Origin of the sequence: Indolivaga capnocytophagoides DSM 22835 (assembly GCF_000426485.1) — a bacterium.
Taxonomy (GTDB): domain Bacteria; phylum Bacteroidota; class Bacteroidia; order Bacteroidales; family Dysgonomonadaceae; genus Dysgonomonas_A; species Dysgonomonas_A capnocytophagoides.
In genome coordinates, this window is record NZ_KE384529.1 from 572,422 (window position 1) to 586,994 (window position 14,573).

Annotated in this window: 11 protein-coding genes and 2 pseudogenes; 4 read left to right on the top strand and 9 right to left on the bottom strand. The window is 39.2% G+C overall.

Annotation, left to right across the window (positions count from 1 at the left end; all coding sequences use genetic code 11):
• The 3 genes and pseudogenes from K322_RS19745 to K322_RS0115695 form a co-directional block, all read right to left on the bottom strand.
• Positions 1–866 (bottom strand): annotated as a pseudogene (locus K322_RS19745) (hypothetical protein); the annotation flags it as partial.
• A gap of 427 nt (positions 867–1,293) precedes the next feature.
• Complete coding sequence (locus K322_RS0115690) at positions 1,294–1,506, bottom strand: heavy-metal-associated domain-containing protein (protein ID WP_026627724.1); 213 nt, start codon at positions 1,504–1,506, stop codon at positions 1,294–1,296.
• Positions 1,507–1,550: 44 nt separating this feature from the next.
• On the bottom strand, positions 1,551–3,779 hold the full coding sequence (locus K322_RS0115695; RefSeq protein WP_026627725.1) for a heavy metal translocating P-type ATPase: 2,229 nt from the start codon (positions 3,777–3,779) through the stop codon (positions 1,551–1,553).
• Between the two features lie 443 nt (positions 3,780–4,222).
• On the opposite strand from K322_RS0115695, the gene K322_RS0115700 reads away from it, so the two are divergent.
• A complete protein-coding gene (locus K322_RS0115700; RefSeq protein WP_026627726.1) occupies positions 4,223–4,975 on the top strand; it encodes an NUDIX hydrolase in 753 nt (250 codons plus the stop codon).
• 392 nt (positions 4,976–5,367) lie between these two features.
• Complete coding sequence (locus tag K322_RS0115705) at positions 5,368–5,853, top strand: hypothetical protein (protein ID WP_026627727.1); 486 nt, start codon at positions 5,368–5,370, stop codon at positions 5,851–5,853.
• A 51-nt stretch (positions 5,854–5,904) separates the two neighbouring features.
• Here K322_RS0115705 and K322_RS0115710 read toward each other — a convergent pair whose 3' ends face one another.
• Positions 5,905–6,462, bottom strand: coding sequence for an AraC family transcriptional regulator (locus K322_RS0115710; protein ID WP_026627728.1), 558 nt, complete (start codon positions 6,460–6,462; stop codon positions 5,905–5,907).
• 655 nt (positions 6,463–7,117) lie between these two features.
• Between K322_RS0115710 and K322_RS0115715 the strand changes: the two genes are divergently transcribed.
• Together K322_RS0115715 and K322_RS0115720 are read left to right on the top strand one after the other, a co-directional pair.
• The gene (locus K322_RS0115715) at positions 7,118–8,449 is read left to right on the top strand and encodes a PhoH family protein (protein WP_026627729.1); all 1,332 of its coding nucleotides are present in this window, start codon (positions 7,118–7,120) and stop codon (positions 8,447–8,449) included.
• A 365-nt stretch (positions 8,450–8,814) separates the two neighbouring features.
• Complete coding sequence (locus K322_RS0115720) at positions 8,815–9,444, top strand: methyltransferase domain-containing protein (protein WP_035332264.1); 630 nt, start codon at positions 8,815–8,817, stop codon at positions 9,442–9,444.
• 96 nt (positions 9,445–9,540) lie between these two features.
• On the opposite strand, the gene ccsA is transcribed toward K322_RS0115720, so the two are convergent.
• The 5 genes and pseudogenes from ccsA to K322_RS0115745 all read right to left on the bottom strand — a co-directional run bounded on the left by ccsA (position 9,541) and on the right by K322_RS0115745 (position 14,509).
• On the bottom strand, positions 9,541–10,326 hold the full coding sequence (gene ccsA / locus K322_RS0115725) for a cytochrome c biogenesis protein CcsA (protein WP_026627731.1): 786 nt from the start codon (positions 10,324–10,326) through the stop codon (positions 9,541–9,543).
• The gene (locus K322_RS0115730) at positions 10,323–11,582 is read right to left on the bottom strand and encodes a cytochrome c biogenesis protein ResB (RefSeq protein ID WP_260204013.1); all 1,260 of its coding nucleotides are present in this window, start codon (positions 11,580–11,582) and stop codon (positions 10,323–10,325) included. Before K322_RS0115730 ends, ccsA begins: the two co-directional genes overlap by 4 nt.
• Before the next feature lie 79 nt (positions 11,583–11,661).
• Positions 11,662–13,170, bottom strand: a pseudogene (nrfA, locus tag K322_RS19750) (ammonia-forming cytochrome c nitrite reductase).
• Positions 13,171–13,189: 19 nt separating this feature from the next.
• On the bottom strand, positions 13,190–13,771 hold the full coding sequence (gene nrfH / locus K322_RS0115740; RefSeq protein ID WP_026627733.1) for a cytochrome c nitrite reductase small subunit: 582 nt from the start codon (positions 13,769–13,771) through the stop codon (positions 13,190–13,192).
• A 258-nt stretch (positions 13,772–14,029) separates the two neighbouring features.
• A complete protein-coding gene (locus tag K322_RS0115745; RefSeq protein ID WP_026627734.1) occupies positions 14,030–14,509 on the bottom strand; it encodes a hypothetical protein in 480 nt (159 codons plus the stop codon).
• Positions 14,510–14,573 lie beyond the last annotated feature (64 nt).

The following is a 14,573-nucleotide window of genomic DNA, read 5'->3' on the forward strand; positions in this document are numbered from 1 at the left end:
GCTTGGCGGCGTTCTCGTTCCTGTGACTCCTGACGTTCTCGTTCCCGACGTTCTTCTGCTTGGCGGCGTTCATGTTCCTCTGACTCCTGACGCTCAGGCTGCGGACGAACAGATATTGCTCCATCCTCTCTGCCCGAAGGTGCCACAGATTCCGGACGAGGACGGGCAGATGCTGTTGATCTGTTTTCTGATGATCCGGCTGACTCGGGTCTGGGTCTGGCTGATGGTCTTTGGCTATTATTTTCCGAAGGTCTTTCCGGATTTGGTTTAGGTTTGGTTGATGGCCTTTCCGTCTCTAGATCCGGTCTGTTTGCATTTCCATCCGGACGTGGCTTGTTCGGTCTTTCGGGTCGAGGGCTCGGCTTACTCCACGAACCCAAGGGAGGATTAATCAGAATGGGATAATTATTATAATATTCATCTACTTCATAATAATTGTTCTGATAAAAATAAGATCCCCTGTCAATAAAATTGTCATAGTAGTCAGGGCTATTAAAATAATAATCAACCCGATTATCACTTACCTCATTTTTTTGAGACGAAAATAAGTCCGGATTATAATACACAGGAGGCATATCATCACCAGAAATCAGGTTAGAGAACTCTTCTCTTTCTTCCGAAGTGATTATCAATAGCTCAATAACACCAGACTTAGTCGTATATTTCGATGTAATAACCTTTTCATTCGGCTTTACATATAGACTATCCGGCACTCGCGTAGTATCAACGAATGTACCATCCGAAGGCGTTTCGGAAGAAAGAAGCTCTGTCTCAATTACTTTTGGGCTTTCTGTTGTCGCAGTAGATTCTTTACAGCCAAATACGAAAAGCAAGCCTATTATACTTATAAAGGGTAATTTATTCATGGCGTCCAAGATTTTGAGTATTAATAAAATAGTGATGATTGCAAAATTAAGGTCCCTGACTTATTTTGCTTTAGCAAGTATAATCACTTACCAGTTCTTATAAGGAAACAACTTGAGATAAAAGATTTCTGTTAGGTTATTACTATGCGTTGTTATTATCTAAGACCTTTTGTTAAGAGAAAGGTTTAACAATCCATCAAAAAAACAAGTTACAAAGTGTTAATAAACACAGAACATCCTGAATATAAAGGCAGTCTGAATAAAAAAAATCATAAAAGAAGCAGCGGTAGAGAATATCTACCGCTGCTTCTTTATGATTTAGGTAAAAGAAAGCACTTAATGATATATTTTTAGTTCATTCTTTCGCTGTTTCTCTCACCAAAGCAACAATTAGCAATCGCCGAAGCAAATAGGTCTGAAACCTTATTTACAATTGAGTTATATCAAAACCAGCTTGTTCTACTGTATCAATAACTTTATCAGCCTTTGCTCCTGATGACTGAACAGTCAATACTTTATCGGGATTATTAAGGTCTACGCTCCATGAGTCTATACCATCCACTTTATCTAAAAGAGGTTTCACCCGTGCCACACAATGCTGGCAATCCATATTCGTTTTGAATTTAAATTCTTCTTTCATATTTTAATATATTTAATTAATTAAACAATTAGAGGTCTATGTTTTTACAGCTTCTTATATTTAAGAATAATACTGTTACTTACCACACTTACACTGCTCAGAGCCATGGCAGCACCGGCAATCATCGGATCCAACAAGAAACCGTCAATCGGATACAACACGCCGGCAGCAACAGGAATCGCTATCACATTGTATATAAATGCCCAAAATAAATTTTGTCTGATAGTTCGATTAGTCTGCTTCGATAATTTTATAGCAGTCGGTATCTTCGTCAGGTCATTTGATATAATAGTCATTTTTGCAGTATCAATCGCAATATCGCTACCCTGCCCCATCGCTATACCTACATTAGCCTGAGCCAAAGCGGCACTATCATTGATCCCGTCACCAACCATTGCTACTGTTTTACCTTCAGATTGCAGCTGCTTGATAAATTCGGTTTTATCGGCAGGCAGTAAACCTGCTTTGTAATGTTGTATATTTGCCTGAGCAGCTATACTTCTCGCTGTATGCTCATTATCTCCGGTAAGCATATACACATCGATATTCAGATCACGAAGCTGATCTACGGCAGCTATCGAACTTTGTTTAATACTATCCGCAATAGCAATACTGCCCATAACCGATACCTCGTCAGCAAACAATACTACGGTATTTGCATCTTCGAGACGTTCGAAAATCCAATGTTCCATATCATCGGAACAAACTATACCCTTCGACCTCATTAACTGCTGATTACCAACCAGATATTTTATTCCGTTAAAAGTACCCTCAATACCCTGTCCTGTAAGGCTCTCGATATGTATATCCGAAAGAACTTTGGATGTACCCTTCAAATAATTCACAATAGCCTCAGCCAAAGGATGCTCCGACGACTTTTCTATCGTGTACAGAATATCGTGTAAATCAGAAGAAACACCGTTCATCCATTTCACAGATACGACCTGAGGTTTACCTTCTGTTATAGTTCCGGTTTTATCCAGAATAACAGTATCTACCCTCTGAATAGTTTCGAGACTTTCAGCATCTTTGATCAGTATGCCATTTTCGGCTCCTTTGCCTATCCCCACCATAATTGCGGTTGGAGTAGCAAGGCCCAATGCACAGGGACAAGCGATAACCAATACAGTAACAAATGCAAGTAACGCATGTGTAAAAGCATTATCGGTTCCCACGATCAACCAAACAGCAAAACTGAGGATTGCAATGCCAATCACTACCGGAACAAATATTCCGGCTATCTTATCGACCAGTTTCTGCACGGGAGCTTTACTTCCCTGTGCATCCTGTACCATTTTAACGATCTGAGCTAAAAGAGTCGAACTTCCTACTTTTTCGGCACGGAAACTAAAACTTCCCCGTTGATTAATCGTTCCTGAAAACACCTTATCTCCCGTCTTTTTCTCTACAGCTAAAGGCTCACCCGTAATCATACTCTCGTCTACAAACGAAGTGCCATCGGTCACTATCCCATCAACAGCAATCTTTTCACCGGGCTTCACCAAAATAATATCACTTACCTTCACTTGCGAAACAGACAGCTCGGAGGTTTCACCCGATTCCGATATGATAGTCACGGTCTTAGGCTGCAACCCTATCAGTTTTTTCAGTGCTGACGAAGTATTACCTTTAGCTCTCTCCTCGAGTAATTTACCCAATAACACAAAAGCTACGACAACCGCTGCCGCTTCGAAATACACATCGGCATGTAATCCCCGACTATGCCAGAACTGAGGGTACAAGGTATTGAACACACTATACAGATAAGCCGTACCTGCACTAAGCGATACCAGAGTATCCATATTAAAAGCTCCGTGACGAGCCTGCTTAAATGCCCTGATAAAGAAATCTTTCCCGAAATACAATACCACCGGAGTAGCTAGCACCCACATCACATAATTGGCATACGAAAGGTGCATCAATGCAGGAGTCATCGCAAAGATAACCAATGGCACAGCTAACACAACCGATCCGATCACCTTCATTTTCAGCGACCTGTAATGCTCTTCGTGAGCTGCATCCACTTCTTCTCGGGCATGTTCCCCCTCATCGATATTCAGATCATAACCTACGGATTGTAACGCCTCTTTGAGCTTTGCAGTATCGGTTTTATTAGGATCATATTCAATCTGAGCCGTTTCTGTGGCGAAGTTTACTGCCGCATCGCTCACTCCATCCTGTCTTTTCAGTATTTTCTGCACACTGTTTGCACAAGCAGCACAATACATATTCAGTACAGGTAATGTCTTCTTTATATTCTTATTCGTTTCCATAAAAACCCTCTATAATAATGTATCAGACTTATTTATTACTTTGGCAAAAACAATAGCAAAAGTCTGTTACAAACTAAAAATATATCATTAAATACTTGCTGTCACTTAGCTATAACAAAGATAACATACCGAAAGATTCCGGCTATTACATAATTATGGATAAAGTTTACACACAACAAAGTCCTGTTCGAATAGAAATTAGCAAGCTACTTTAGGCTAAAAACACAATTTATTGTTATCTTTACCCACAAGCGGACTTATAAATTGGTATATATATTTTTAGTTTTTCGAAGTCCGTAAGGTATATTATATATTAACAAGTAATTTGAATACACAGTAGAGTTGAAGTATTTCCCATGCGTATTTCTCACGTAACACTGATATCCTGTCAGTTATACTATTCTGTTATTATGTATTCGGATTAAGAAACGACAACAAAAAAAATGAAAAATTTAACTTTTTCTACTGATAAGAATATCTTGTCGGTAGATGTTGACTGCTATCAGAAAGGATTATCAGTCACATGCGTAATTGCAGGCTTTCATGAAAGAAGCCCCAGAGTATTGTTGACAAAATTCAGCGACTCTGCGAAATGGATGCTCCCCACAAGCTTAGTAATGAAAACTGAATCACCCGAAGACGCGGCTTACCGTGTCCTAAAGGTTCATAACGGATTGCAAGGTGTAAACCTGCAACAGTTCCGCTTATTCGGAGATAGCGGCAGGCTTACATCCTGTGAGATCAACACAATCCTCAACTTGCATGGAGTAGAAACAATTGAGTCTGCTAAACGTTTAGTTACTTTAGGATATTATGCTTTGGCGGATATGTCGAAAGTAGTCTTAAATGCCGATCCGAACATGGAAACTCGTTGGTTTTCATTAAAAGAACTACCTACACTCTTTGGCGATGACCGCCATATAGCGAAAGCAGCTTTTACCGAAATCAGAAAATACGGATACAACAGACCTATCGAAAGAGATATCCTACCGGACTATTTCACGATAGATGAACTCAAAAATCTGTACGAAATGGTTTTTCAGAAAGATCTGGATGCCAGAAATTTCGAACGTAAGGTATTATCTAAAGGATATATACTAAAGTCGAAAGGCAATTCGGATATAGGAAAAGCCCGCTTATTCTACTTCAATCAAAAGAATTTTGAAAGAAGAGCCGATGTGATTTTCTGGTACTAATCGTACCTTTTTCAATCAATAAATAACCGCTTCCGCAATTTACTTTATAGAAAATACGGAAGCGGTTTCTTTTTGACAACTTATTTATCAAAAAAATAAACGCTGTAAAACATAGCATATCAACACCTTTCGAATAATATAGAATACTATTAACTTTTCTTAAACATTTACTTTGCAACATATACCCTATTTGGGTCTCTTATATAAAGAACAAAGAAATACCCCGGGTATAGTACCTTAAGGCACTTAAACAATTTCTTTCACACAATTGTGTTCAATACAAGATCAAAGCCTTACTATTCTTATTGGTATATAACCAAAATCTATAGTTAAGACATGGGTGAGGTATGTCTTGTAGTAAACAATAACTAACAATTTTAAATTTATTAATTATGAAACTGAAAAGTTTTTTGAGCTTATTCCTCTTTTCCGCCGTTCTAGGCGTATCATTTACCTCTTGTGACAATGACGATGACAACAACGGAGGAAACAACAATGCAGATAAATTAAATGGTACACTATGGAAGGTGTCTAAGACCGAAGCCAATGTGGAAGCTAAAGATTCGGACATTCAAAAACAAGTGTCTGACTTTATTGTAAAAATGAATCCCGAAGGAGGTATCACATACAGTTTCAAAGATGGTAAGGCACAAGAAAAATATGGAGATAAAGTTTTCGATCTTGCCAAATACACACTTAAAGGTGATAAAATAGAATTCGAAAAAAACGATACTACAGGAATCAGTCTTACTTACAAAGACTCAGCTATAATAGGATTGTCTGATGTAAAAAAATATGTTGCAGAACAACTAAAAATAGATACAGCTCAAATAACAAAAGCCGAAAAGAAAGATACTTTTATTAGTGTCTTGAAGTGAAAATCAAAAAGTGTTTCAGAAGCTGCTCTATTAGACGAGCAGCTTCTCTATTCACAACCGATCGAGACTTTTCCGTAAATCAACACCCTGAGCCCTAAATTGAGTCGGAGTCAATCCGGTAACCTTTTTAAATTGCGATGACAGATGAGATACGCTGCTATACCCAAGAGCAAAAGCTATTTCACTAAGCGTCTGCTTATTGTATGTCAGTAATTCTTTTGCTTTTTCTATTTTTTGCAAAATAGTATAATGCTCTATAGTAATACCTTCGGTAGATGAAAACAGCTTACTTAGCAACGAATAATCTTTATGTAAATCATTGGTGAGGATTTCGGATATATTAAATCCGTTTTCTCCCGAAAAATGAATATGATTGATGATAGTGGTTTTTATTTGTTCAATCAACTGTTGCTGATTGTCATCGAGTAATTCGAAACCGACCGACTCCAAAGCCGATCTGAAAGACTGAATATCAGCATCATCCAAATCTTTAGCCACTATAACTTCCCCCAACCTGACATCCAAAGGCTGGATACCCTGTCGGTTGAGAATATTTTCCACAGCCATTATACAGCGCGGACAAACCATATTTTTGATATAAAGTTTCATAACATAAACCGAATATTCGATAATTACATATCAAAGATATAACTACTTATCACAAATAAGACTTTAATTGTTGGTTTTAATAGATTCACCTGTGTTTACTTATTTATTTGTACACAGATTATATGTGAAATTATGATAGTAAATTGTAAAATAATGTTTATAGTATTGTTGTTTTCCTCAGAATTAACAAGAGTTGATTTGCTATAATGATGTATCGGAATATTCAAAACAGATAACATATACATTTGTGTACAATAAATAATTAACCTCGGTACAGATTGTATCATATAACCAATAACTAAAATAACGGACACTGCAAATAATCCGTAGCGCAAAGTCCCAAACCTTTTATAAGTTGGGGGCTTTGTTATCTAAAAATGAGACAACCAACAGTACCCATACATAATTATAAATAATTAAACAATCTGGTTATCAACAGATAAATGTCTTATTAGAAAAATCTATCAAAAAAAAGAGCTCTATCAGTGAACGAAACCACTACTATCAAGTGTTTATAAGACAAAGATTAACAAAAATCAACCGCCTATGATTATATGTCGGAGTACATCTTTATACAGCATTATAGAAAGTCATAAAAGGCTTTTACGCAAAGACAATCACAAACATGCACAGCATGAATAAATAGAATCTGATTATGGGGAAAAGTAAAAAGAAGAATTTCGTTTTAGACACGAATGTTATTTTGCACGATTTCAGATGCTTGGACAATTTTGAAGAGAATGACATCTACATTCCGATTGTGGTTCTCGAAGAACTTGACAAGTTTAAAAAAGGCAACGACCAAATCAATTACAATGCGCGTGAATTTCTCCGCCAATTGGATTCTATCACCGACGACGATCTTTTTACAAAAGGGGCGGCCATAGGTAGTGGAATGGGACGATTGTATGTAGAAACCAGTATCAAAGCTCAGGATCGGATAACGGAAGTGTTTCCCGAAAAGATACCCGATCATCGGATTTTAGCTGTGACACTCGAAATTACAGAACGTAATCCAAAAACAAAGACCATCCTCATTACGAAGGATATCAACCTGAGAATGAAAGCCCGTTCCATCGGATTACTTGCCGAAGACTATATCAACGACAAAGTAACCGACCTATCGCTATTCGGAGAGCATCACCAAACCTTATCAGGATTTGACGCTACTGTTATAGATCGCCTATATAACGATCCGGCCGGAATACCATTTGATGAGATTGAACTGGAATCGCCGTTAAATCCGAATGATTGTTTCGTAATGAAGAATGGCAAAAAGAGTGCCCTTGCACGCTATGATTCATTCAACGGACGTATCCGTAAAGTCGAAAAGCAAGTCTGCTTCGGTATACAGCCTCGTAATGCAGAGCAAGCTTTTGCTTTTGAAGTCCTCACCGACCCCAATGTGAAACTGATAGCTTTGACAGGAAAGGCTGGAACAGGGAAAACACTACTGGCTCTGGCAGCCGCTTTGAAGCAGAACGAAGATTATGGACAAATACTTCTTGCCCGTCCGATAGTTGCACTCAGCAACAAAGACCTCGGATATCTCCCCGGAGATGAAAAACAAAAGATAGCACCGTATATGCAGCCTTTATTCGATAATCTGGTTGTAATAAAAAGCCATCTTAATTTTGGAGGAGCAGAAGTCAAACGTATCGAAGAATTACAGACTTCTAAAAAACTAGAAATAGAAGCTTTGGCATACATCAGAGGACGAAGCCTTTCCGAAACATTTTGTATTGTTGACGAAGCGCAAAACCTCACTCCGCACGAAATAAAAACAATTATCACTCGTGCAGGCGAAAATACGAAGATGGTATTTACGGGAGACCTTCAGCAAATCGATTCTCCGTATCTAGATACCCAATCGAACGGACTGGCCTACATGATAGACAAAATGTCGGGTCAAGACTTGTTTGCACACGTCAATCTATTGAAAGGTGAACGCAGCCGTTTATCGGAATTAGCCAGTGTATTATTATAAATAAACATTATACAAATAGCATTGTTATATATATATTAGAATTACTCGCATCAAGGAAATACATACTCTTCACACAACAAATTGTGTATCTCCAGAGATGCAAAAAGAGGTTGATCCCCTCAACCTCTTTTACTTTTTTATATCCCCCCAGTTACCCCCCCCCTTTACATTTGCCTAATAAATATTAAGTTATATATTTGTTGAACACACAATTAACCAAATAACCGAGATTATTAACAGTGTATGATTTAATATTAACACGTTTTCAACAAGTTATTAACATCAAGAAAATCATTTCGAGAAACACACTTCATCTCTCCATAAACATTATATTTGCAACAACATTAACGATACAACCAACACGAATGATATCTAACTATATCAGCAGAAAGAACCGAACACGCAAATACGAACTATTCCTGAAAGTTTTCAAACCAACTGCAGAAAATTCCATTCTGGATGTCGGATTCAATAACGAAGAACATTCTCCGGTGGATAACTTTTTGGAACGAAACTATCCACATCCTCAAAATATCACAGCATTGGGAGTAGATGCCGATAACCTTTTCAAGCAACGGTATCCAATGGTGAAAACTGTTATTTACGAGGGTAATCAATATCCTTTTCGGGACAAGCGATTCGACATAGGGTGGTCTAACGCCGTAATAGAACATGTAGGCAACGAAAATTCCCAATTATTATTCCTGCTCGAAATCAGCCGTACCTGCCAACGTATCTATCTGACTACACCAAACAGATATTTCCCGATCGAGCTGCATACTCGCATACCTTTTCTGCACTGGCTCCCGAAAAATCTATTTGACTATATCATAGGATTCACTCCAAAGAAATGGGCTAAAGGAGATTATATGCACTTACTATCCATCAAACAAATAAAAAATCTGCTAAAAGATGCAGGAATCACCGATTACACAATACACCGCAACAAACTTTTCGGCTTTACGATGGATTTCAGTATTATCATAAACCAATAAAAAAGAGGCTGTCTCATTGTGAGAAAACCTCCTTTTTTCTGCTTAATATATAATTTCGTTGATCAATATTACCGAATCAAGAAAAGATCTGCAACCTTAATTCGAATATACATGAATACTACCTTGTGCAGCAGGCAGATAATTGACACCTATCCATGTAATCATCAGCAGGATAAAGGCTACAGGCAGCATCCAAAGCACAAATCGCTTATGATACTGCTGCAATCTCATATGGATGAATACCAAGTAAGCAGCACCGGTGATAAATGCCCAGGTTTCTTTCGGATCCCACGACCAGTAATGCCCCCAAGCATCCTTTGCCCAAACAGCACCCATCAACATTCCAAGTATCAGAAATCCGAATCCCACATACACAATATTGTCAATAAACTGATTGAGAGGCTCATCTTCCTGCCCTTTACCCAACTTCGATAATTGAATAAACGCCGCAATAACGGATGCACCGAACATCGCATACGACAATATATACACCGTAACGTGAGGTACAAACCAATAACTCTGTAAAGCAGGCATCAGGTTTGTAGAATGTATTTCGGGCTTAAAAATATTCACACAAGCAAACACTGTTGCCACAATAGCCGAGAATGCCAGCATCCATGTATATTTCCAATGACGGTAAGTAATAAACCCGATAAGAGCAAGGAAAAACGAATACCATAAACGTGTTTCGCCAATTGTGCGTAAAGGCGGACGTTGCTGTCCGAACCACAAACCGACGATAAATGCACCGAAAATAATTGTACCTAATATCATCAAGGTATTGGATATCCATTTTTTATCGGTTAAGTATCCCGTAACCCCTGCACCTAACCAACATATTATGGAAGGAATTGCAAAGTATAGATATTCGTTCCAGGTCATTTCGTCCCTCCTTTCTTTTTCTTGTTACCCGACCACATCAGACAAATAGAACCTAATGCAAATAAAACAATACCGGCATATACCGCAGGCAGCCAAGGATCATATACTAATTCGAAACTGCTGTATGTAGAGGCTTTTCCGGCCACATTATCGTATCCATACTGATATATCATCCAGTTGCCGACTCTCAAGGGTTTATTTACTTCAAGCTGAGTGCTATCTACTCGCTGATCCTCTGTATAGACCACGATATCCGACATAAATCGCTTGGGTTCGGTCTGGGTCATTACCAATCCATACGTTTCATCCAGTGGAGCCATCATATACAATTGAGCTATACTTCCGCCACAGACCCAATGCGAAAAACTCTTGCCGGATTCAATATCCGTTATCCTCACCAGAGCTGCGGGTGTTGCACCCGGCATCGGCACTTCAGTATAAGTACTGTCGCTGTTACGAACTGCCTGGTGAATATATTTTTCGACTTTCAGATCCCACTTTCCTAAACGACCTTCGGGAAAACGTTCGTCTATCTGAAAATAGTCAGGACTGCCTTCGGGTTGAGCTTCTCCCGACTCACGATCTATAACAGCCAGTTTCGGCGGATATTCTTCCAGCACAAAATCATTTAGCTGAATAGCTATCGGCAGTTCCAGTATATCCTGATTATCATTATAAACCCGCCATTCGGTTTCTCCTTCGTACACATACATCACATAACGGCGGAGATCGGCGGCTCCCAAACCCGAAGCAAATAATAATATCCACAAACCAATATGATTGAAATAAAATGCGTAATCTCTCCAATCGAATCGTATCAGCCGACGAATAATAAGCGACCCTAATGAAAGTAAAGTCACAAAATACACCAGCACAAAAGGCCAGCACGAAGTAACCTGCCTCAGACCCAACAGTGTCCACATATCGTGAGCATGCGGATCTAACTTCTGCATCTGCGGAATCAAACCCATCGCTATCCCTAGAATCAGTAATCCTCCAATAAGAGACACAGAGAAAGGAACGCCCGAAAACCATTGATAAAATTGCGAATTACGGGCAAAAGAAAACAGCAGCAGAAACAAAATAATACTACCCCCTATTATGAGGTTGACCGGATAAGCCAACTGAAAAAAATCGACCTTCCCAACAAAGAGTTGTAAAGCAAAACCAACCACAATAAGTCCGATAACCATCATTATACTTTCAGTATAACGCCACGGAAATTGCCAAATTGTTCTTTTCGTTTTATTATTCATACTATTGTTTACTTACTGAAAAAAAACCTGATTTGTCATCACCGACAGAATCAGGTTCATTTGAGTGGTTCTCCTTCAATTAGCTTTCAGCGATTAAACGCTTATTGGCTTTTGCTTTTTCAAGCCATTTGGGCACAACAGTCTGTATCCATTTGGCTTTATTTTCGTTTTCTTTTTTCATATCCAGACCGATATACGCCTGAGCTTTTGCTTTTGTCGCAATATCGGGCATCGCTATATCGTTTGTCACTCCATGAGCGAATAAAACTTTCTGAATCTTCAACTGAGCCTGTAATGCTTTATCGAGACTATGTGTAAGAATCCGTTGAGTTTCGACCGGAGCATGGAAAGAACCTCCATGAGAAGCAGCAGCAAAATCCCAACGCCATTGAGAGTGGCGTATATCTTCGAGGGCAGCTTTCATTTCGGCATCAGTAGCACCATTATCCCATGCAGCTTTTGCCATAACATGAGCTCTTACCAATTCGTTTTCGACACGATCTCTAATCTCGAATGCTTTATCTTGATATTCATAAACATAGTTACGCAGTTTTTCTTCACTTTCGCGATGGCATGTCTGACATGTTCCAGACATATTTTTCAGAGGGCTCATAATCTGATGATCCGAATATTTGATTCCCCCCTCGGCTTTGTAAGGCATATGACAATCGGCACACGACAGCCCTCTCTGGGCATGAGGTCCTGCCATAAACAATTCATAATCGGGGTGCTGAGCCTTTATCATAGGTGTCTTACTCAGCGCATGAGTCCAGTCCGAGAATTGCACACTATCGTAATACGCCTCCATATCTTCCATCTTGAAACCTTTGTCCCAAGGGAAAGTGAGGTATTTGCCGTCTCCCTTGAAATAGTATTCGACGTGACATTAAGCGCACACCAGCGAGCGCATCTCCTGAGTAGTTGCCTGAGTTATATCCCTCCCCTGACGTTGGAATGCTTCGATCAGAGCAGGACGTGTAATAGTAAGATTCATTGTTTTGGGATCATGACAATCGGCACAACCAATCGGATTAACTATCTCTGCTCCTAAGTCACCCCATTTTGCTTTATAAAAATTCTCGATACCCATTTCATTCATCATACGGGGTACATCGGGACTTTTACAAGTCCAGCAGGTTGCAGGCTGCGGACCATCACCTTCGTTTACAGGGCATCCCGTACGCAATGTATTTCTCGAATCTTCCAAAGCGTGCATGTGTCCGCGAGGAGCTTTATAGTCTTTCGAAAATGCGTATCCCGCCCACAGAACAACCATATCGGGACGATCTTCGAGTACATCGTCTTCCATATTGCCCTGATGCTTGCTTCGGAAATCCATGTCGGCGGTATGTTTCCAAGTCTCATACTCACGAGGATAATTCAGCCCCCATATTTCATTTCGGGCTTCAATCGTATCACTGCTTATCTCGACTTTCTTATTATTGAATATCGAGGCAATCTCTGCACGCCGTTCGGTAACAGATGCAGCAAACAGACCGAGCAGAAACACCAGCACCATCACTGCAAGGAATAATCCCCAGCCGATAATCGGTTTCTTTCTTATAGCTTCTGATAGTTTAGTAAGCATAGCTGATATTGTTTTTTAGTTATTCTTTTGACATTTGTTTTTTCAGCCAATCCGGCACCGGCGATTTTGGCAGCGGAGCCAACGCATTGGGTGTTGCAGCGATATTACTTTGCGTTCCGTGAGCGACGTCACGATGGCAATCCCAACATGCCTGGGCATTTCCCGCCTTCACATCCGCATAGCATTTTGCTCCGGGTTTTGCTAATTGTGTGTTCAGTTCGGTGTGGCATCTGATGCAGTTGTCCATAATCACACCTAAACTGGCTTCTTTGGCTCTTATTCCCATAGGTTCTCCTCTCATCGTAAAAACGGCAGCATGGTATAATCCGTCTTTCGCTTTGAAAGCATATTTTTCTATAACATTATCATGTGGAACATGACAGTCGTTGCAATTAGTCCACTTGGCGTGCGAGCCATGCTCCCAAGTCGCATAATACGGTGTCATAATATGACAGTTGATACAAGCCTCCGGACTATCGGACAGATACGAGTAAGCCCTCGACATATAAAAAGTATATGCGCCCAAGCCTGCTATTATCCCCCCAATGATAAACAAGGGTAGTATAAACTGCACCGGTAATATCTGCAAGATTTTTCTCATATCTTAAAGTTGATCATCCCTATTTGGCTCTGACAGTGAGGTATCACTGACAAATACCTGACTATCGCTGAAACAAATATAGAAAAAAAATGTCTGTCTATATACTTATAAACAAAATTTATTTCATGTTATAAAACAACATATTACACAAAACAAACCTTAATACACTGTTAAAATAGAATAAACGGAGGCGGATTCTTTTTATAAATGCCAATCTTAAGATCGTTTTGATATGTCAACAAACCAAAAACAAGCATTTCAAATTATACCATAACGGATAAGAATTTTTTCGATAATTTTCTCCAGATGAACCACAGCATCCTCTCTTTTTGCTGTATTCTGAAATTGTTTATCAAAATCATAAAGGAAAACATCACGTCGGGGATTCAGGTATAAGTAATAATGTACAGATTTAGAACCTTGCTCTTCCAACAGATACATCACATTATAGTCATTCTCGGACGGCTCGGAACCATCATTATTCGTAGGATTTAAGTAAACATCGACCAATAAAGAGCCTATTCTCAGGTGAGGATTATCTTTATAACTGGGACAATACGTCTTACGATCTCCATTATTGATTATATACGCTCTCAGCTGTTCGAAATAATAAAAATTGAATTGACGGTTAAAGTCAATCAACATATTATACCTTTCAACTTGCTGCCCACTGACGGACAATACCATAAACACAAAAAATGCAGACAGAATACTTTTCAGCAGGTGTTGTTTCATCATATCCGGTTACAGATGCTTTGATTATAGTTTGTTATATGCCGTTATTTTGATATATCTACACTGA